At 73.5% G+C, this 20,408-nt stretch carries 15 protein-coding genes, 1 tRNA gene and 1 other RNA gene; 9 read left to right on the top strand and 8 right to left on the bottom strand.

Annotated elements, in window-relative coordinates; translation table 11 throughout:
* Nucleotides 1-8: 8 nt before the first annotated feature.
* From AWH51_RS10335 to AWH51_RS10345, 3 genes are all read right to left on the bottom strand, one after another.
* Entirely contained in the window at nucleotides 9-446 is a 438-nt protein-coding gene (locus tag AWH51_RS10335) for a MarR family winged helix-turn-helix transcriptional regulator (protein ID WP_063071994.1), read from the bottom strand.
* A gap of 125 nt (nucleotides 447-571) precedes the next feature.
* The gene (locus AWH51_RS10340) at nucleotides 572-907 is read right to left on the bottom strand and encodes a hypothetical protein (protein WP_063071995.1); all 336 of its coding nucleotides are present in this window, start codon (nucleotides 905-907) and stop codon (nucleotides 572-574) included.
* A gap of 127 nt (nucleotides 908-1,034) precedes the next feature.
* Nucleotides 1,035-1,991 carry a LysR family transcriptional regulator gene (locus AWH51_RS10345; RefSeq protein ID WP_063071996.1) on the bottom strand — a complete coding sequence of 319 codons (957 nt, stop codon included), beginning with the start codon at nucleotides 1,989-1,991 and terminating at the stop codon, nucleotides 1,035-1,037.
* An 81-nt stretch (nucleotides 1,992-2,072) separates the two neighbouring features.
* Here AWH51_RS10345 and AWH51_RS10350 point away from each other — a divergent pair, with 81 nt between their 5' ends.
* From AWH51_RS10350 to AWH51_RS10360, 3 genes are all read left to right on the top strand, one after another.
* On the top strand, nucleotides 2,073-3,149 hold the full coding sequence (locus AWH51_RS10350; RefSeq protein WP_254654535.1) for an aminotransferase class V-fold PLP-dependent enzyme: 1,077 nt from the start codon (nucleotides 2,073-2,075) through the stop codon (nucleotides 3,147-3,149).
* A gap of 179 nt (nucleotides 3,150-3,328) precedes the next feature.
* Nucleotides 3,329-4,564, top strand: coding sequence for a multidrug effflux MFS transporter (locus AWH51_RS10355; RefSeq protein WP_063071997.1), 1,236 nt, complete (start codon nucleotides 3,329-3,331; stop codon nucleotides 4,562-4,564).
* A 39-nt stretch (nucleotides 4,565-4,603) separates the two neighbouring features.
* Nucleotides 4,604-5,704, top strand: a complete 1,101-nt coding sequence (locus tag AWH51_RS10360) for a heparan-alpha-glucosaminide N-acetyltransferase domain-containing protein (protein ID WP_063071998.1) — start codon at nucleotides 4,604-4,606, stop codon at nucleotides 5,702-5,704.
* Here the strand turns inward: AWH51_RS10360 and AWH51_RS10365 are convergent.
* Both AWH51_RS10365 and AWH51_RS10370 read right to left on the bottom strand, forming a co-directional pair.
* Nucleotides 5,701-6,627, bottom strand: coding sequence for an aminoglycoside phosphotransferase family protein (locus AWH51_RS10365; protein ID WP_063071999.1), 927 nt, complete (start codon nucleotides 6,625-6,627; stop codon nucleotides 5,701-5,703). The two genes, AWH51_RS10360 and AWH51_RS10365, sit on opposite strands and share 4 nt — an antisense overlap.
* Nucleotides 6,624-7,274 carry a hypothetical protein gene (locus AWH51_RS10370; protein ID WP_063072000.1) on the bottom strand — a complete coding sequence of 217 codons (651 nt, stop codon included), beginning with the start codon at nucleotides 7,272-7,274 and terminating at the stop codon, nucleotides 6,624-6,626. Before AWH51_RS10370 ends, AWH51_RS10365 begins: the two co-directional genes overlap by 4 nt.
* A 751-nt stretch (nucleotides 7,275-8,025) precedes the next feature.
* Here AWH51_RS10370 and AWH51_RS16055 point away from each other — a divergent pair.
* A complete protein-coding gene (locus AWH51_RS16055) occupies nucleotides 8,026-8,889 on the top strand; it encodes a hypothetical protein (protein ID WP_131798127.1) in 864 nt (287 codons plus the stop codon).
* Nucleotides 8,890-8,909: 20 nt separating this feature from the next.
* Entirely contained in the window at nucleotides 8,910-9,119 is a 210-nt protein-coding gene (locus AWH51_RS10380; protein WP_063072002.1) for a hypothetical protein, read from the top strand.
* 82 nt (nucleotides 9,120-9,201) lie between these two features.
* Here AWH51_RS10380 and AWH51_RS10385 read toward each other — a convergent pair.
* The 3 genes from AWH51_RS10385 to AWH51_RS10395 form a co-directional block, all read right to left on the bottom strand.
* Nucleotides 9,202-9,289: transfer RNA gene (locus AWH51_RS10385), tRNA-Ser, on the bottom strand.
* Between the two features lie 46 nt (nucleotides 9,290-9,335).
* The gene (locus AWH51_RS10390) at nucleotides 9,336-12,110 is read right to left on the bottom strand and encodes a helix-turn-helix transcriptional regulator (RefSeq protein ID WP_063072003.1); all 2,775 of its coding nucleotides are present in this window, start codon (nucleotides 12,108-12,110) and stop codon (nucleotides 9,336-9,338) included.
* Nucleotides 12,111-12,507: 397 nt separating this feature from the next.
* Entirely contained in the window at nucleotides 12,508-13,161 is a 654-nt protein-coding gene (locus AWH51_RS10395) for an SDR family oxidoreductase (protein WP_063072010.1), read from the bottom strand.
* 85 nt (nucleotides 13,162-13,246) lie between these two features.
* Between AWH51_RS10395 and ffs the strand changes: the two genes are divergently transcribed.
* From ffs to AWH51_RS10415, 4 genes are all read left to right on the top strand, one after another.
* Nucleotides 13,247-13,343, top strand: an RNA gene (gene ffs / locus AWH51_RS10400) — signal recognition particle sRNA small type.
* A gap of 49 nt (nucleotides 13,344-13,392) precedes the next feature.
* The gene (gene pta, locus AWH51_RS10405; protein WP_063072004.1) at nucleotides 13,393-15,510 is read left to right on the top strand and encodes a phosphate acetyltransferase; all 2,118 of its coding nucleotides are present in this window, start codon (nucleotides 13,393-13,395) and stop codon (nucleotides 15,508-15,510) included.
* Nucleotides 15,511-15,572: 62 nt separating this feature from the next.
* Nucleotides 15,573-16,763: an acetate/propionate family kinase gene (locus AWH51_RS10410; protein WP_063072005.1), complete on the top strand. Its 1,191-nt coding sequence runs from the start codon at nucleotides 15,573-15,575 to the stop codon at nucleotides 16,761-16,763.
* Between the two features lie 291 nt (nucleotides 16,764-17,054).
* Nucleotides 17,055-20,408: choice-of-anchor G family protein (locus AWH51_RS10415; protein WP_063072006.1), on the top strand; the 3,354-nt coding region annotated here is incomplete at its 3' end.

Genomic DNA, 20,408 nt, shown 5'->3' on the forward strand with positions numbered 1-20,408 from the left:
GCGGGCCTTCAGGCGTCGAGCAGCAGGTCCGTCATGCTGCGCAGGCGCGCCTGGGCGCTCGAGTCGGCGCCGCTGCGGTCGACCACCACGTCGTGCACGGTCGCGGCGACGCGCAGCAGGTCGGGCAGGATCTCGCGGCCCCGGTCGGTGAGCCCGATGAGGAGGCGGCGCTCGTCGGCCTGATCGCGCTGGCGGGTGATGTAGCCGAGCAGCTCCAGCCGCTTGAACAGCGGGGACAGGGTGCCCGGGGTGAGCTGCACGGCCTCGCTGAGGTCGCCCGCGCGGCGGGGGTCCTCCTCGTGGAGGGCGAGCATCACGAGGTACTGCGGATGCGTGAGGTGGTAGGGCTTGAGGAGCGGCCGATAGAGCGAGATCACCGCTCGGGACGCCGCTGCGAGCAGCAGGCCCATGTCGCGGTCGAGCAGCGCTCCATCGTGGTCCGTCATGTGTCCTCCTGGCCGCCCGCGGGAGCTCGTCCCCCGACGGCCTGATCCCCTCGGACGCTACTCGCGTCCTGGAGGAGCGACCCGGCGGGTCGGCGCACGCACAGCGCGCACGGAGGGTGACGTCATCAGGGGGCGCCGGGCGGCACCCAGCCCTGCGCGGCCTGGTGCTCGCGCACCGCGGCGACGGCCCGGTCAGCGTCGACCGGCACCGCATCCCAGAGGATGCCGGAGGGGTCGAGCCACCCGAGCGCGACCATGGTGTCGGCCAGGTCCTCCACGTACATGGAGACGAGCAGGCCGTGCCAGCGGATGGCGTCGCCGTGCAGGCTCCAGCCGAAGTACGCCGAGAGGTACCGGGCCTGCTCCGAGTGGCTGCGCTGCAGGTGACGGTTGGGCCGCTCCGTGGATCCGCCGGAGGCCTGGACCTCGTCCTGCATCTCGTCGCCCGGCTCGACCGGCATGCGCTCTCGTCCCTCATGTCGTGGTGCCGCCGGCGGGCGCCGGAGGCATACCCGACGAACACTACGGACACCCTCCGACATCGCGCCAGTGGCGGGGCTCGCGCGGCCGTGGTGGCAGCCGGCCGGATCAGGCTCGGCGGAGCTCCCAGTCGCCCACGCGGAGCCGGGCCAGCGCGTCGACGGCGGCGCGCACGGCCGTGGATCCGAGGCCGCCGGGCGCCGTGACCGCGTGCGTCGTGCGCTCGCCGACCCCCGAGATCCGCCGCCGCACGACGCCGCGGGGGAGCGGCGCGGTGGCGAGCGCGAGCGACGGCAGCAGCGCGACCCCGAGGCCCGCGTGCACCATGCCGACGGCGGCGGCCGCGTTGTCGGTCTCGAACGACGTCGCCGGCGCGAAGCCGCTGCGGGCGCACGCGCTCACGAGGTGGCGGCGGCAGCGGACGCAGCCGGCGATCCACCGGTCGTCGGCGAGGTCGCGGAGCGCGAGCGGCCCGCGGTGCCGCAGGGCGCGCGCCTCGGGAAGCACCGCCCACAGCGTCTCGCGCCAGAGCGGCCGCACGTCGAGCCCGTCGAGGGCGCCGGCCGCCGGATCGTCGGGGTCGTCCGGGTAGGCGAAGGTCACGGCGACGTCGGCCTCGCGCGCCCGCACGGCCTGGACGGCCTCGGGCGGCTCGGCCTCGAGGTAGCCGAACGAGAGGCCGGGGTGCGCGGCGGCGAGCCCGCCGAGCAGCCGCGGCACGACCGTCGAGGAGGCGGAGGGGAAGGCGGCCACGCGCACGGTGCCGGCGCGGAGCCCCCGCAGGTCGTCGAGCTCGTCGGCGGCCCGCTCCATCGCGTGCACGACGGTCGCGGCGTGCCGGGCGAGGACGCGCCCCGCCTCGGTGAGCACGACGCCGCGGCCGGAGCGGGCCGTCACGGCCGTGCCGATGCGGGCCTCCAGCCGCCGGAGGGTCTGCGAGAGGGCGGGCTGGCTCACGCCGAGCGACGCGGCGGCGGCGGTCACGGATCCGCGGACCGCGAGCGCGTGCACGGCCTGCAGCGAGGCCGAGTCGAGGTCGCGACCGGTGGGTGGGGCATCCGTCATGCGGGGAGCATAACCGGCGCTTATGCGTCTCATGCCGTCAGAGGGCTTGCTCGGCGGATGCGCGGTCGTCACGCTGGAGGCATGCCGACCGCCATCCCCGCCCCCGCCGCCATGCCGGACCTCGCGGACCACCGCGACCTGTTCGAGGCCGGCCCCGGCTACCTCTCCGCCTGCACCATGGGCCTGCCCACGCGGGAGACGGTCGCCCGCCTCCGCGACGACCTCACGCAGTGGTCGGCCGGCGGATCCACCGCGCACGGCTACGGCGGCGTCGTCGAGGGCGTGCGCGCGTCGTACGCGGGGCTCGTGGGCGTGCCCGTCGGATCCGTCGCCATCGGCTCGCAGACCGCCGCCTTCGTGAGCGTGCTCGCGGCGGCCGTCCCCGCGGGCGCCGAGGTGCTGTGCGTCGCGGGCGACTTCAGCTCGCTCACCTACCCGTTCGTGGTGGCGGAGGCGCGCGGCGTCGTCGTCCGGCACGTGCCGCTCGAGGAGCTGGCCGGGGAGATCGGGCCGCGCACGCACCTCGTGGCCTTCTCGCTCGTGCAGTCCGCGGACGGCCGGGTCGCCGACGTCGCCGCGATCCGGGAGGCCGCGCGGATCCACGACGCCTTCACGCTGTGCGACACCACCCAGGCGGCCGGCGCGATGCCCGTCGACGCGAGCCTCTTCGACGCGACCGCCTGCCACGCCTACAAGTGGCTCTGCGCTCCCCGCGGCGCCGCGTTCCTCACGCTGTCCGACCGCTACCGCCGGACCCTCGTGCCCGTGCAGGCCAACTGGTACGCGGGCGCCGACGTGTGGGCGTCCTGCTACGGACCGGCGATGGCGCTCGCCGAGGACGCGCGCGCGTTCGACCTGTCGCCCGCGTTCGGCGCGTGGGTGGGCGCGGCGCCGGCGATCGCCCTCTTCGCGCGCCTCGACCTCGACGCCGTGCACCGCAGGAACGCCGAGCTCGGCGACCTCGTGAGCGCGGGCCTCGGCATCGAGCCGCGCGGGCAGGCGATCGTGACGTGGCCGGACGCGGACGGGACCGACCTCTCGCGGCTGGGCGCCGCGGGGATCGTCGCCTCCGGTCGTGCGGGCCGGGCGCGCATCGCGTTCCACCTCTGGAACGACGAGGACGACGTGGAGCGGGTGGTCCGGGCGCTGCGGCGCTGACGGGGACGGCGGGAGGCGGCCGGCGGGAGGCGGCCGGCGGGAGCGGCTGGCGGGAGCGGGAACGCAATTCTTCCGGCTGGGAATAAGCCGGGCGGGGGTCCGTTGGACCTCGAGGCGGTCCACGCCGCACGCCCCGTCCTCGGCGCCCCGCGCCCCCTCTCCTCCCGAAGGAACGCCCCGTGTCGTCTGCCGCCATCCACCCCGGCGACGCGCTCTCCCGCCGCGAGCGCATCGTCTACATCATCGTGCTGGGTGCCCTCGTCGGCCTCGGGCCCTTCACGATCGACCTCTACCTGCCGGCCTTCCCGGTGCTGAAGGACGAGTTCGGCGTCACCGACGCGGCGATCCAGCTCACCCTGACGGGCACGACCGTCGGCTTCGCGCTCGGCCAGCTCGTGGTCGGCCCCTGGAGCGACCGGGTCGGACGCCGCCTGCCGCTCATCGTCGCCTCGATCGGCCACATCCTCGCGTCGCTCGGCGCGGCGCTGTCCACCGACGTCTCGATGCTGCTCGTCTTCCGCGTGCTCCAGGGCGCGGGCGCCGCGGCGGGCGCGGTCGTGGCCATGGCCATGGTCCGCGACCTCTTCGGCGGGCGCCCGCTCGTCCGGATGCTGTCGCGCCTGGCGCTCGTGACGGGGCTCGCGCCCATCCTCGCGCCGGTCATCGGGTCGCAGCTGCTCCGCATCGTCGACTGGCGCGGCGTCTTCTACGCGCTCGCCGCCTACGGCATCGCCGTCGTGGTCGCCGTGGTGTTCCTCATCGTCGAGACGCTGCCGCGGGAGGACCTCGTGGTCGAGGAGAAGGGCGCGCTGCTCCGCCGCTACCGGAACGTGCTCAGGGACCGCGTGTTCGTGGGCGTCGCGATCATCGGCGGCATGCAGTTCGCCGGCCTCTTCTCCTACCTCTCCAGCTCGTCGTTCCTGTTCCAGGACGTGTACGGGTTCGACGCGCAGCAGTTCGGGATCCTCTTCGGCGTCAACTCGCTCGGCATCGTGATCGGCAACCAGGTGGCGGCGCGCATGACGAAGCGCGTGGGGCCGCAGTGGATCCTCGCGGGCGTGGTCGTCGTGCAGTTCGCGGCGTCGGCGGCCATCGTGCTGCTCGGCACCTTCACCGACGCGGGGCTCCTCGGGACGCTGATCCCGCTGTTCTTCTTCATCCTCGCCTGCGGCTTCGGCTTCCCGTGCGTGCAGGTGCTGGGGCTCGTCAACCACGGGCACGAGGCGGGCACGGCGGCGTCGCTGCTCGGCGCCGTGAACTTCGGCCTGGCGGGCGCGATCTCGCCCATCGTCGGCGTGCTCGGCATCACCTCGGGCGTGCCCATGGCGTCGGTGATGGGCGCGTGCGCGCTGGTCTCGATCCTCTCGATGTGGCTCATCGTGCAGCCGCGCACGGTGCCGGCGCTCACGAACTGAGGCCCGGGCGTCGGCGGGAGCGCTGGGTAGGGTGAGGCCATGAGCGCCGCCCGCGATCCGGCCCGCCTCCGCGGGGTCGACGCGGCGCGGGGTCTCGCCGTGCTCGGGATGATGGCGGCGCACGTCGCCCTGCCGCGCACGCTCGCGCTCGACGACCCGGCGTCGTGGCTGGCGATCGCGGACGGCCGCTCGTCCATCCTCTTCGCGACGCTCGCGGGCGTCTCCATCGCGCTCATGTCCGGACGCGACCGCCCCGTCGACGGGGCCGGCCTCGCGCGGGTGCGGCTGCGGATCCTCGTGCGCGCCGCGTGCCTCTTCCTGCTCGGCGGGCTGCTGGCCGCGCTGCAGACCTACGTCGCCGTGATCCTCGAGGTGTACGCGGTGCTCTTCGTCGCGCTGCTGCCGCTCCTGCGCTGGCGCGCGTCCCGGCTGCTCGCGCTCGCGGCGGGCGCCGCCGTCGTGCTGCCGGTGGCGACGACGGCCCTCGCCATCCACTTCGACGCCGCCCTCATGCGGCCGGACCCGTTCGTGATCCTGGTCGTCACCGGCCACTACCCGGCGCTCACGTGGGTGGCGTTCGCGATCGCGGGGCTCGGGATCGGTCGGCTGGCCCTCGGGTCGCCGCGCGTGCAGCTGCTGCTCGTCACGGTCGGCGCGGGCCTCGCGGTGCTGGCCTACGGCGGGTCGGCGCTCCTCGAGGCCGCGCTCCCCGCGCCGCCACCGGGGTGGGAGTTCATCCTCTCCACGCTGCCGCACGAGGGGTCGCCGTTCGAGGTCGTGGGATCCGGCGGCGTCGCCGTCGCGGTCATCGGCCTGTGCCTGCGCGCCGCCGCCCTCCTGCCCGTCGTGCTCGTGCCCCTGGAGGCGGTGGGGCAGCTCGCGCTCACGGTGTACGCCGTGCACATCGTCATCATCGACCTCGTGGCGCCGGAGGGCGACCTCATCGCGGACGACGGCGCCTACCTGGCGTTCGTCGTCGTGACGCTCGTGCTCTGCCTGCTGTGGACCCGGATCCTCGGCCGCGGGCCGCTCGAGCGCGCGCTCGGCGCGGTCGCCGGTCGGACCTCCGACGCGATCGGGCGGACGACGCCGGGGGCGGACCGGGTCCCGTCGCCGGCCGAGCGCGACCCGGCCGCCTAGGAGCGCGCGGGCCGCAGCGCCCGGGCGGCCGCGCCCAGCCGGCCCAGCGCCGCGACGCGCTCGCGACGCGACGGATCGCCGACGTCCCACGCCGCCGACAGCGCGCACCAGGCCTCTGCCCACGCGAGCACGTCGTCGAGGTCGCGGCCCGTCTCCTCGGCGATGACGGCGGCCCGTCGGGCGAGCCGCCCCGGGCGCAGGGCGATCGCGAGCGTCGGATTGCAGAGGACGTTCGCGGTGTCGAAGCCGGGATCCCCGCGGAGGGCCTTCGGGTCGATGGCGCGCCAGGCGTCATCGGCCGCGTCGCCATCCGAGCCGTCCGCGCCGTCCGCGCCGTCGCCGTCGCCGTCGCCGAAGCGCAAGACGTTCCCGTGGTGCACGTCGCCGTGGAGCACCGCCTCCCCGGGCGATCCGCCGAGCAGCTCGCGCAGCACGTCGCGTCCCCGGTCGAACGCGCGGGGGAGCGGGCGCTCGGGCTCGAGCAGCTCGCGCGCCCACGTCGCGAGCGGCACCGCCTCCGCGCGCACCCCGTCGGGCACGGCCACGGAATGGAGGCGCCGGGCGGTGCGCACGAGGATCCGCGTGGCCCGCTCGTCGCGCGCCTCCGCGTCCGGCCCGACGGCCGACGCCTCGCGCACCAGCAGGCCAGGATCCTCGGCGCGCGACATGAGCACCGCACCCCCGTCGTCCGCCGCGTGCACGCGCACGGCCCCGCGTCCCGACCACGCCGCGAGGAGCCGGCTGCCGCGGCGCTCCTCGTCCACGAGGGGCACCTTGAGCATCAGGCGCGCGCCGTCGCGGCGGACGGGCGCGAGGACGCTGCTCGGCGTGACGACGACCGCGCCGTCCGGATCCAGCCGCCACCGCGCGCGGTACGGCGCGAGCGCGCTCTCCGCGGACGCGCGCTCCCCGGCGCCGGTCACAGCCGCAGGGCGACGGGCACGCCCGTCAGCGCCATGATCCCGACGACCGCGGCGACGACGCCGAGGCCGAGCAGCACGAGCGCCCCCGCGAGGGCGACGCGCGACCGCTCGTACCAGGGCAGGATCCCGCGCCGGGTCGCGCGCAGCTGCGCCATGGTCACCACCTTGGTCTGCTCGACGAGGGGCCGGTCGAGCTCGGCGGCCATCGCGTGCATCATGCAGAGGTCGTACACGCGCCCGTCCAGCCGGAGGAGGAGGCGCCCGTCCGCGTCGAGGGCGAAGAGCCGCGGCTGCGTGTCGAGGGTCAGGCCCTGGTAGACGTGCACCACCACGACCTCGTGCACGTCGCGCCCGCGCACGCTCGTGCGTCGTCCGAGGAATCGCGCCTCGACGTCGCCCGACGCGGGGTCGATGCGCAGGTAGGAGGACCGGTAGAGGATCGCGAGCACCGACGCGACCAGCGCCACGGCGCCCATCCCGATGAGCACGGCCGCGGCGTTGCCCGACCGGATGGCGAGCACGAGGAGCGCGGCGCCGAGCGGCACCACCAGCGCGAGGGTCGCGGAGCCGAGCTGCCGGAGCAGGTCGCGACGCGGTCGGATGAGCGTGAGGGTGCGCTCGCCCTCGTCCGTCCCGCGGTGCTGCACGTCGCCTCCGGTCCTGGTCCGACGCCGTCCCCGCGTCCGCCCGCCCCGTGCCCGGCCGCGCGGCGCGCGGGCGACCGCGGATGCGCGGACGGGGCGTCCCGTCAAGCCTAGGCGCGCGCGCCTGCGCCGGGCATCGGCCCTATGGGGGACACGGGCGGCCTGCTGGGGTGCACGCGGCGGCTGCGGCGTGTGGCGCGGCGCGGGCGCGATCCGGGAGCGGCGCCCACGCCGACGGCTGGGGAGCGCGAGTGACCCGCTCATCCGCGACGAGAGAGACTGCGAGAGGACGGAAGACGGGTGGCGCATGGCGGGGGACGAGATGAGGCGTGACACCCGGATCTTCCGGACGGGAGTGGTGGTGCTCGTGCTCCTCCTCCCGTTCGTCGTGTTCCTGCCGCTGTCTTCCTCGACCGGCGACGCCGCGGCGTTCTCCTTCCTGCCGATGGTGCTGGTCGCGTCATGGTTCGCCTGGTTCGCGACGCAGGCGCCGCGCACGGCGCACAAAGGAGAGGCGCACGTGGCTTTGCCAACCGGCTCCTACGTCGTGCGGGGTGGCGGAGAACAACGGGTGTCAGCCCCGAGATCTCTCACCCATGCGCTCCGGATGGCCACGAGTGCGATACGCCCATCATCAGTGCCAGCTCTTCGCAAGTCCCCCCAAAGTGTGACATGCGGGAGCTAACTTTGTGAAAAATCGTCGGCCAGCGGCGGCGGCGGCCATCGCTCGAGTTCTCGTGGAGGATTTATGCGCTTGTCTAAATGGAATGGGCCCAAGGCGGCTCTCGCGATCGTCGCGGCGATCGCGATGTTCAGCGCGGGGAGTGTTCCTGCACATGCGGAAGAAAGGTTCGACGCATTCTCCGTGGTTGACGGGCGCGGAGTCCTCGGTCACGCTGACGAGCAATTTCATGGCGTGGACGTCCAACGCCAGGCAGGTACTGTGGCCGCGAGCGCAGAACCGGTCGCGATAGTGCCCAAGATGAACGGCCTCAGTGCGCCCTCTGTGATGGATGGCGATACGAAGGCATTCGATGCAGACGACTTTGGAGTGGTCGTCGGAGCGAACACGCGAGGAACGGCGGCAGCCTTCATCGCTATAGGCGACGCGGCCGCACCCCAGGATTTTGCTTTTCAGATCGGTGGGCGAGGCGATCGGCTCATAATCCAGCCCGACGGAGGAGTGGCCGTCACGGACGCATCCGGTCGTTTCCTGAACTTCCTGGAGGCACCCTGGGCTCGAGACGCCTCCGGAAGGTCCCTTAAGACCTCCTACTCGATCTCGGGCAACGTGCTCATCCAGCATGTCGAGACAGGTGACGCGATGTTCCCGGTGGTCGCGGACCCGTCAACCGGTTGCGGTATCGGGTACTGCTCCATCTACTTCAACCACAGCGAGACTCATGACCTTGCGACGGCGGGAATCATCGCTGTCGGTGGTGCAACGGGCGCTTGCGGTCTCGCGGGGCCCGAGGCTATCGCTGCATGTGGTATCGCCGCAGCGGCCATCGGCGCGACTGCTGTGTACGCTGACAATCACAACCAGTGCGTCGGATTTCTATTCTCGAACTTCGGTACGTTCAATCCGTTCGTTTACGACGGTGAACAGTGCAATTGACCTGAAAGGTGGATGAGGTAATGGCCGATGACAAGATGACGCGCGATACCTGGATTTTCCGAATCGGGCTCGCGGTGCTGGTGATCCTGCCGGTCGCCGTGTTCATCCCGCTCGCCACCGCGAGCGGCGACGCTCCGGTGATCTTCTTCGTGCAGGTCGTGCTGGCCGCGTCGTGGGTGGCCTGGTTCGCGCGACGCAGGCGTCGGGCGCGGGGGGACGGCCAGCGGTAGCTGGCCGAGCGAGGACCTCGAGGAGGCTCCCGTACGACGAGAGCCCCGCCGGACCGCTGGTCCGTCGGGGCTCTCGTGTGTCTGGCGGAGGATAGGGGATTCGAACCCCTGAGGGCTTTCACCCAACACGCTTTCCAAGCGTGCGCCATAGGCCACTAGGCGAATCCTCCATGACGCGTGCCGCAGGCGTCAGGAACGTCGCGGCACCCGTCGATACTACCTGCCCGCGAGCAGGGTCGATGCACCCGGGGTGTCGAGCAGCCCGGCGAGCGCCCGACGCGAGGGCGCGCCGAGCTTCGCGCGCGCCTGGTAGAGGTGCGACTCGACCGTGCGCACCGACAGGAACAGGCGTCCCGCGATCTCCCGGTTGCTGAGGCCCTGCGCCGCGAGCACCCCGATCTCCAGCTCCCGCCGAGTGAGCATGCTCACGTCGAGCACGGGCGCGACGGCCGTCGCGGACGCCGCGGGGGAGCCCCGGTCGATGCGCGACTGGATCCGGCCGAGCGCCGCGCGCGCGTGGGAGAGGGCGGGCACGTCGTCGGCGAGCATCCGCACGAGGTCCTCGCACGCCGCCCGCGCCTGCACCGCGAGGCCGGCCGCCTCGAGCGTGCGCATGCCCTGCTCGAGCAGCTCCGGGTCGCCCGTGCGGGATCCCTCGACGACCTCGGCCATGCCGTGCAGGGCGGGCACGTCGGTGCGGTCGCGGACGCGGCGCGCGCCCTCGACCAGGCGCGGATCCTCGGATCCGAGCGCCCAGGCCCGGAAGAGCATGCCCGCTCGGAGCGCGTGCGCCTCGCCGCTGAGGTCGCCGACGTCGAGGAGCAGCGTCGCCGCCTCGTCCGACCGGCCGCGGGCGGCGAGGATCTCCACGCGCACGCCCTCCGCGAGCATGCGCTGGTACGGGTAGCGCGGATCCGCCCGGTGCGCGATGTCCGTGGCGATGCGCTCGGCCTCGTCGGCGCGGCCGCGGAGCGCCAGCACGCGGGCGCGCTGCATGCCGATCCAGAGCCGCCACGTGCCGATGTCCGGGCCGATGAGGCGGTCGTCGGCGAGCGTCAGCTCCGCCTCGGCGCGGTCGAGCCGGCCGAGGTCGAGGGCCACGCCGCCCGTGATCGCGCCGAGGACGGGGATGAACCACTGCGCGTCCTGCGCGATGGCCGACTCGACCCACGTGTCGAGCTCGCGCTCGAGGTCGGGCAGGTCGAGGCGGCAGAGCCGGCGGCTGAACGCGCTCGCCGAGAGCAGCTCCAGTCGGGCCTCCTCGAGCAGGATGTCGTCGTACGTGCCGCGCCGGTCCTCCCGGTCGGACAGGAGGGCGAGGCCGGCGTCGATGGCCTCCCCGAGATCGGCGCCGCGTCCGAGGTGCCCGAGCGCGAGGACCACGGTGCGGTGCGCCCGGAGGCGGACGAGCGTGCTCGTGGCGCGCTCCGCCGCCGCGCGGGCCTGCGCGAGCGCGCCCTCCCAGTCCATGAGGCCGAGCGCCATCGCGGCGGCGATGGCGTCGGCCTCGGCGCGGACGTCGGCGTCGGCGTCGGGATCCGCGTGGGCGGCCTCGAGGATGGAGCGCATCCGGTCGGTGCCCGGCAGCACCGCGTGCGTGGCGACGATGCGCACGTGCAGCAGCTCGACTCCCTCGCGCGCGGTCAGCCCCGCGGTGCCCACGGCGTCGAGAACCTCGACGGCGCGCACAGGGTTCCCGAGGACGGTGAGGGCGCGCGAGGTCTCGCAGGCGGCGTAGGCGGCGGATCCGCCGTCGGCCGCGATCGCCGCGAAGGCCAGCGCGTCGTGGGTCATGCCCACGTCGTTGGCCAGGCGCGCGGCGACGAGGTGCACGGCCGCGAGCGTGGCGGCGCCGAAGCGGTCGACCGCGGCGGCCCGGTCCTCCTCGGAGAGCGTGCGCGCGATGAGCAGGCTCTCCTTGGGGCTGAGCGGCACGCCGTGCGCGGCCTCCTGGAGGAGGGACCGCACGACGCGGCGCGTGAGGCCGTCGACCGCACCGGGGTCGGTGCGGGCGAGCGCCGCCTCCGCCTCCAGCAGGTCGGCGCGGAGGATCATGTCGCCCTGCGCCTGCACGCGGGCGAGGCCGCGCGCGCCGAGGACGCGGAGGACGGTCTCGCCGAACAGCCGCGCGGCGCGCTGGTAGGGCACGCCGTCGAGGCGCGCCAGGAGCACGAGCGTCGCGCGCTCGTCGTCGCCGAGCGGGGCCACCCTCGAGGAGACGAGCTCGAGGATCCGCGCCCGGGGCGCGTTCGCGCTCGGGAACGCGTAGCCGCTCACGGAGCGCGCGCTGGCGCCCGTCTCCAGCGCCTCGAACGTCAGCTCGCGCACGAGGAACGGGCGGCCGCCGCTGCGGCGCTGGATCTGCACGCGCGTCGCCTGGTCGAGCGCGACGGAGCCGGCGAGGGAGTCGATCATCGCGTCGACCTCCGCCGCATCGAGGGGCGCGAGGTCGAGCCGCTCGGCGTATCCGGTGCGCCACAGGCCGAGGATCTCGTGCGCGGCCTGCGCCGTGCGGACGAGCGGATCGGTGCCGTCGGCGGATCCGCGGAGGTGGCGCGCGTCGCTGCCGGTGTCGTCGATCGTGACGAGCAGCGTGCAGCGCTCCGAGGCGCGCGCCTCCACCAGCGCCTGGCGCATCTCCGGGGAGAGGAGGTGGGCGTCGTCGAGCACGACCACGGGACGCGCGGCGGGCAGCGGCCGCGGCGCCCGGAGGCCGGGGAGCTGCTCGATGACCCGGCGCAGGACGTCGGCGAGGTCGGGTGTGGAGGCGTGGGCCCGGATCACCGTGAGGCCGTTGCGGGTGAGGGCGTCGGCGACCCGGCCGGCTACGTGGCTGCGGCCGGACCCGACCGCGCCCGTGACGATGGCGCTGGTGCCGGCGGCGAGCCAGCGCTCCAGCGTCTCCAGGTCGCGCGCGCGGCCTCCCTTCCCGGGCGTCGTCGTCGCCGGGCGGGCGCTCGACCTGCCGTAGCTGTGCGTCATCTGCTTCATGTGACCCCCGTCGCGGAAAGCGTGGCCCGCGCTGCATCCCCCGAGGCGGAGCGGGCCGTGTGACCCCCATCTTGCGCCGTTCTCGGCGGTCGGACCAGGGACACCGGCCCTTACTGATGGATCGGACCGCGGAAATAAGTAGTCCGCACTGTGGGGGACACGATCCGGCGTGCCTAACGTGTTCCACATGTCCGGGCATGGGGATGCTCCGGACGGTGCGCCACGGCGCACCATGCGCGCGATCAGCGGGAGGACGACGGCTTCGGGTGCCGTCGACCCGTGGCGTCGCGTGCGGCACGACCCGGGTGCCTCAGCAAGCCCGGAAGCGGATGACGGCCCCCTCCGGGGAGGAGGGGGCCGTCATCCGGATGGGCGCCGGGCGCCCGTGCGGGTCGCGCTAGTAGCGGAGGCCCGCGATGGCCTCGGCGACGGGCTCCTCGCCCGAGATCGCCTCGAACTGGACGCGGACGCCCGTGCCGTCGATGAGCGCGGTCGCGACGATCTCGGCGACGTCCGCGCGGGGGATCGAGCCGCGTCCCGTGGACGTGCCGACCTGCACGCGGCCGGTGCCGGCGTCGTCGGTGAGGCCGCCGGGGCGGACGATGGTCCAGTCGATGTCGCGCGCCCGGAGGTCGGCGTCGGCCTCGGACTTCGCGCGCTGGTAGATCTCGTAGGTGTCGTCGCTGTCGGGGTCGAAGCCGTCGACGGCCATGGCCGAGATCATGACGTAGCGGGTGACGCCCGCGCGCTCGGCGGCGTCGGCGAGCAGGATCGCGCCGTCGCGGTCGATGGTGAGCTTGCGCTCGGGGCCGGAGTCAGGGCCGCCGCCGGCCGCGAAGACCACGGCGTCGGCGCCCCGGAGCGCCTCGGCGACCTGGTCGACGTCGCTCTTCTCGAGGTCGAGCACGAGCGCCTCGGCGCCCGCGTCGGCGAGGTCGGACGCGTGATCCGGGTTGCGGACGATGCCGACGGGCTGGTGGCCCGCATCGGCGAGGCGTCGTTCGAGCAGTCGGGCGATCTGGCCGTGTCCTCCGGCGATGACTATGCGCATGCGCTCCACGCTACGCGCGGATCGTGACCGGCTCCTGGGCGGGCCGCCGCCGACCGACGGGCGCCCCGGGTCGGGTACACTCGGTGTCGGCTCCTCGCGTGGTGCCATCCAGGTGAACTCCCCCAGGGCGGAGACGCAGCAAGGGCAGCCGGGCTCTGGCAGGTGCGCGAGGGGTCTTCTCCTTTTAACACGGGCGGGCGTCCGCGCAGGCGACGCCCATAGGCTTGCCGCATGGCTCGGAGCATCTACATCACGTCCGCCGAAGGGCACTCGGGCAAGTCGACGGTCGCGCTGGGCGTGCTCGACACCCTGACCCACCAGATCCAGCGGGTGGGCGTGTTCCGGCCCATCGCGCGCTCCATCGTCGAGCGCGACTACGTGCTCGAGGCGCTGCTCGCGCACGACGGCGTCGACCTCGAGTACGACGAGTGCGTCGGCGTCACCTACGACGACGTGCACGCGGATCCCGAGGCCGCCCTCTCCCGCATCGTCGAGCGCTACAAGGCCGTCGAGGCGAAGTGCGACGCGGTCGTCATCGTCGGCAGCGACTACACCGACGTCGGCAGCCCCACCGAGCTGTCCTTCAACGCGCGCATCGCCGCGAACCTCGGCGCGCCCGTCCTGCTCGTGCTCACGGGCCGCCGCACGGACGAGTCGGGTGGCCGCAGCCCCGACGAGATGCGCCAGATCGCCGACCTCGCGATCCCCGAGCTGGTCACCGCGCACGCGGGGCTGCTCGGCATCGTGGTCAACCGCGCCGACCCGGAGGCGCTCGACGCCATCACGGCCGCCATCCCCGCGGCGATCCCCGCCTCCCTCCACGCGCAGGCCCCGCACGTGCCCGTGTGGGCCATCCCCGAGGACGCGTTCCTCGTGGCGCCCACCGTCGCCGAGCTCCTCGACGCCGTCGACGGCGAGCTCGTCAAGGGCGATCCCGCGCTCCTCCGCCGCGAGGCCCTCGGGGTCGTGGTCTCGGCCATGTCGATGGAGAACGTGCTCGCGCGCCTCACCGAGGGCGCCATCGTCGTGATCCCCGGCGACCGCAGCGAGGTCCTCCTCGGCGTGCTCACCGCGCACGCCTCCGAGACCTTCCCCACCGTCGCGGGCATCGTGCTCAACGGAGGGTTCGCGCTGTCGCCCACCATCGAGACGCTCGTCTCCGGCCTCGACCAGACCCTGCCCATCATCTCCACCGAGCTCGGCACCTACGAGACGGCGAAGCGCATCACGCAGACCCGCGGCCGGCTCTCGCCCGAGTCCGCCCGGAAGATGGACACGGCGCTCGCCGCGTTCGAGCAGCACGTCGACACGTCCCGGCTGCTCGAGCTCCTCGACGTCAGCCGTTCCGACGTCGTCACGCCGCTCATGTTCGAGTTCGGCCTCATCGAGCGCGCTCGGAAGGCAGGCAAGCGCATCGTGCTGCCCGAGGGCACCGACGACCGCGTGCTGCGGGCCGCCGGCACGATCCTCAGCCGCGGCATCGCCGACGTCACGATCCTCGGCGAGGAGATCGAGGTGCGCTCGCGCGCCATCGGCCTCGGCATCGACATCGGCCGCGCGACCGTGCTCAGCCCCTTCGACGCGGTGCTCCGCGAGCGGTTCGCCGAGGAGTACGTGAAGCTCCGCGCGCACAAGGGGATGGTGCTCGACATCGCGCGCGAGACCGTCACCGACGTCTCCTACTTCGGCACGATGATGGTGCAGCTCGGCCTCGCCGACGGCATGGTGTCCGGGGCCGCGCACACGACGGCGCACACGATCCGGCCGGGCTTCGAGATCATCAAGACCACCGCCGGCGTCTCCGTCGTCTCGTCCGTGTTCCTCATGGCGCTCGCCGACCGCGTTCTCGTCTACGGCGACTGCGCCGTGAACCCGGATCCGACGGCCGACCAGCTCGCCGACATCGCCATCTCGTCGGCCGCGACCGCGGCGCAGTTCGGCATCGAGCCGCGCATCGCGATGCTCTCGTACTCGACGGGGGAGTCGGGCGCCGGTGCCGACGTGGAGAAGGTTCGCCAGGCGACCGCGCGCGTGCGGGAGCTGCGGCCCGACCTCGCGGTCGAGGGCCCGATCCAGTACGACGCGGCGGCGGACGCGGCGGTCGCCGCCACGAAGATGCCGGGATCGGCGGTCGCCGGCCGCGCGACGGTGTTCATCTTCCCGGACCTCAACACCGGCAACAACACGTACAAGGCCGTGCAGCGCTCGGCCGGCGCGGTGGCCATCGGGCCCGTGCTGCAGGGCCTCCGCAAGCCCATCAACGACCTGTCCCGCGGTGCGCTCGTGCAGGACATCGTCAACACCGTCGCCATCACCGCCATCCAGGCCGAGGGGATCGAGGCGGGCTGAGCGCCCGTCCGTCCCGCCAGCTCCGTCCGACCTCCCGTCCCGCCCGCACCCCAGGAGAACCCGTGCCCGTCGTCCTCGTCGTCAACTCCGGATCGTCGTCCTTCAAGTACCAGCTCATCGAGATGGGCTCCGAGACCGTGCTCGCGTCCGGCCTGGTGGAGCGCATCGGCGAGGGGACCGGATCCACTCGGCACAAGGCCGGCGGCGACTCGTGGGAGCGCGAGCTGCCCATCGCCGACCACACGGCCGGGTTCCAGGCGATGCTGGACGCGTTCGGCGAGCACGGCCCGTCGCTCGAGGAGGGCCCGCCCGTCGCGGTGGGCCACCGGGTGGTGCACGGCGGCGACGTGTTCGTCGAGCCGACCGTGGTCACCGACCGGGTGAAGGCCGACATCGACGACCTCTCGGCGCTCGCGCCCCTGCACAACCCGGGCGCGCTCCAGGGGATCGAGGCGGCGCAGACCGCGTTCCCGGACGTGCCGCACGTGGCCGTCTTCGACACCGCGTTCCACCAGACGCTGCCGGCCGAGGCGTACACGTACGCGATCGACCGGGAGCTCGCGGCCGCGCACCGCATCCGCCGCTACGGGTTCCACGGCACGAGCCACAAGTACGTGTCCGAGGCGGCCGCCCGGCTGCTCGGGAAGCCGCTCGAGGAGACGCGGATCATCGTGCTGCACCTCGGCAACGGCGCCTCCGCCGCCGCCGTGCAGGGCGGCCGCTCCATCGACACGTCCATGGGCCTCACGCCGCTCGAGGGCCTCGTGATGGGCACGCGCTCCGGCGACCTCGACCCCGCGATCCTCTTCCACCTCGCCCGCCACACCGACCTCGGGCTCGACGACCTCGAGACGCTGCTCAACCGCAGGAGCGGCCTGCTCGGGCTCACCGGGCTCGGCGACATGCGCGACGTGCAGCGCGCCGCGGCCGACGGCGACGAGGCCGCGCAGACGGCGCTCGGGGTGTATCGGCACCGGATCCGCCACTACGTCGGCGCGTACGCGGCGCAGCTCGGCGGCGTCGACGCGGTCGTCTTCACGGCGGGCGTGGGCGAGAACAACCCGCTCGTGCGCCGCCGGTCGCTCGCGGGGCTGGAGTTCATGGGGATCGGGATCGACGACGACCGCAACGAGCTCATCAGCTCGGAAGCCCGCTTCGTGAGCCCCGAGGGCTCGCCCGTCGCCGTGCTCGTGATCCCCACCGACGAGGAGCTCGAGATCGCCCGGCAGTCGCTCGCGGCGACCGCGGGCTGACCCGCCGCCCTCCCCACCGGCACCCGACGGGGCCCGTGATCCGCCCGGATCACGGGCCCCGTCGTCGTCCCGCCCGCAGGCGGCCACCCCGTAGCGCCACTGGGGCGACTACTGGAGCGGCACCGCATCCGGCCCCGGGCAGATCAGTAGGCAGCAGTGTTGTCGCCCTCCGGGGCGGATGCGAACCTTCGATGACCGTGGGTGTGGTGGGGGCCGCCCCGCGGGACGCACGGCTGCGCCCCACGAGCGCGGCCGGCCATGCAATCGAGGGGAACGCACATGGCTCTACACATGCCCAGCCGCAGAAGCAGGCTGGCGACCGCGACGGCCTTCGGGGTCACCGCGGCACTCGTCGCGTTCGGGGGCGTCCTGCCCGCTGGCGCGGCGGCGGGGGATCAGTCCGAGGCGGAGGCGCGTCTCGTGACGCTCACCGGCCTCGCGCAGGCCGTCGCCCTGGACGGCGCGTACACCGCGTACGCGCCCGGCGGGACGAACGACCCCGCCAGCCTCGACGGGCCGGTCTCGGCATCCGTCCTCCAGCAGCTCGCCGCGGTGCAGGTCTCGGCAGGCGTCACGCTCGGCTCCGTCCTCGACCTCAGCGGCGTGCGCGCCGGCGCCGACCGGCAGGTGTCCACCAGCGGCACCGCGGGCGCGACCGCCGCCGCGGGCGCCGTCACGGACTCGGGCGCCGTCGCCGTCAACGGCGGCACCGGCCAGGCGGCGCGGCTGGACCTCCAGCCGACGCTGCAGGCCGCGGGCGTCGCCGGCGTCCTCTCGGACCTCGACCTCCGGATCGGGGCGCTCGGGGCCACCGCGACGGACACCGGGGCCGCCACGCCGACGAGCTCGTACGGCATCGCCTCCGCGGACGCGACGATCACCAGCCCGGTCATCCAGGGCCTCCGCGCGAACCTCGTCGGCGCCGTCGACGGCGTCAGCGCGGGCCTCTCGACCCGCGCCGTCGTCTCGCCCGCGACGCTGGGCCTGCTCGACGGGATCCTCACCCGGGCGCTCGGCGTCCCGCTGCTCGACACGACCAACGCGACGGCCGACCTCCGCACGACGGTCAACGCGCAAGCGGCCGTGGACGCGGTCCTCTCGCAGCCGCTCACGAGCGGCGCGGTGACCATCGACATCCGGACGGGCACGCTCACGCTCGACCTGGACGCGATCCAGACCCTCGACGGCCAGCCGGCGGACACGCGCGTGCTGACTACGGCGGTGCTCACGCAGGCCGTGAACGCCGCGCTGACGGACATCCTCACGCGGCAGCTGCCCGACCGCCTCCTCGAGGCGGTGCTCGACTCCACCGCCGTGGCGCTGACGATCCGCACCGACATCGGGACGCCGCGGCTCAGCGTCCTCGTGCCCGCCGTGGACCTCGGCGACGTCGTGATCACGACGAACACCACGCTCGCGAACCTGGTGAACCCCACCGGTCCCGGCAACTCGGCGCCGGTCATCAGCACCGCGGGCACGGCCCTCCTGCCGCCCCTCACCCTCACGACCGCGCTCACGGAGTCGCTCGTCTCCGGCCTGACGACCGGGCTCCTCCCGGCGCTCGCCACGGATCTCGGCGGCGCGGTCAGCCGCACGAGCGTGGTCACCGGCCTGACGAACGCCACCGGCGCCGTGCTCACCGCCGTCGCCCCCGTCCTCGCGGCGGTCGACTCCGTAGTCCGCCTGACCGTCAACGCGCAGGACCGGCCGGGCGACTTCGCGGACGCGGACGGCCTCGACGCCGGCTCGTTCACGGTGAGCGCCCTGCGGATCGGGCTGCTGCCCACCGCGGGCGGCCCGACCGTCAGCCTCGCGTCGGCCACCGTCCGCGCGGACGCCGCGGTCGTCGGACCCGTCCAGCCCGTGGCCATCACATCGCCGGACCCCGCGCAGGCCTTCCCCGCCGGGACCACCACGGTCGCGGTCGAGGGGACGGCGGAGCCGGGTGCCGAGGTCGACGTGACGGTCGGGAACCAGACGCTGACCACCACGGCCACCACAGCCGGGCGGTACCGCGTGCTGTTCGCGAACCTGCCCTCCGGGACCTTCACCGCCAGCGCGCGTCAGCGCGTCGGCGGCGAGCAGACGGGCCTCCCGACGTCGGTGACCTTCGCGATCGCGGCCCCCGCGGCCGACGCGGATGCCGCGGACGCCGACGTGCTCGACCTCGACGGCCTCGACCTCCTCGACGCGGATGCCGCTGACCTGGACGCTCTCGACCTCGACGTGGTCGACGCCGTGGACGCCCTGGATGTCGACACGACGGACCTCGACGGGACCGACGCGGACACGATCGACACCGATGCCGATGTCCTGGATGTCGTCGACGTGGCGGATGTGGTCGTCGATGCGGGTGCTGATGTGATCGACGCGGGCGATGTGCTCGATGTCGACGGCGGTCTGGACGTGCTCGACACGGATGCTGCTGACCTGGACGCTCTCGATGTCGACGTGGTCGATGTGGTGGACGCGCTGGATGTCGACACGACGGACCTCGACGGGACGGACGTCGACACGGTCGATACCGATGCTGACGTGTTGGATGTCGTGGACGTGGCGGATGTGGTCGTGGATGCGGGTGCTGATGTGATCGACGCGGGCGATGTGCTCGATGTCGACGGCGGCCTGGACGTGCTCGACACGGATGCCGCTGACCTGGACGCGCTGGACCTCGACGTGGTCGATGTGGTGGACGCGCTGGACGTGGACACGACGGACCTCGACGGGACCGACGCGGACACGATCGACACCGATGCCGATGTCCTGGATGTCGTCGACGTGGCGGACGTGGTCGTGGATGCGGGTGCTGATGTGCTCGACGCGGGCGATGTGCTCGATGTCGACGGCGGTCTGGACGTGCTCGACACAGATGCCGCTGACCTCGACGCCCTGGATGTCGACGTGGTCGATGTGGTGGACGCGCTGGACGTGGACACGACGGACCTGGACGGCACGGACGTCGACACGGTCGATACGGATGCTGACGTGTTGGATGTCGTCGACGTGGCGGATGTGGTCGTGGATGCGGGTGCTGATGTGATCGACGCGGGCGATGTGCTCGACGTCGACGGCGGCCTCGATGTCCTCGACACGGATGCTGCTGACCTGGACGCGCTGGACCTCGACGTGGTCGATGTGGTGGACGCGCTGGACGTGGACACGACGGACCTCGACGGGACGGACGCCGACACGGTGGACGTGATCGTGGACGCGGGCGATGTGCTCGATGTAGACGGCGGCCTGGACGTGCTCGACACGGACGCCGCCGACTTGGACGCGCTGGACCTCGACGTGGTCGATGTCGTGGATGCCCTGGATGTGGACACGACGGACCTCGACGGGACCGACGCGGACACGGTCGACACCGATGCTGACGTCCTCGATGTCGTCGACGTCGCCGATGCCGTCGTCGATGCGGGTGCGGACGTCCTCGACGCGGGCGACGTGCTCGACGTGGACGGCGGCCTGGACGTGCTCGACACGGACGCCGCTGACTTGGACGCGCTGGACCTCGACGTGGTCGATGTCGTGGACGCGCTGGATGTCGACACGACGGACCTCGACGGGACGGACGCCGACACGGTGGACGTGATCGTGGACGCGGGCGACGTGCTCGACGTGGACGGCGGCCTGGACGTGCTCGAC

Source organism: Clavibacter tessellarius (assembly GCF_001618005.1).
GTDB classification, from domain to species: domain Bacteria; phylum Actinomycetota; class Actinomycetes; order Actinomycetales; family Microbacteriaceae; genus Clavibacter; species Clavibacter tessellarius_A.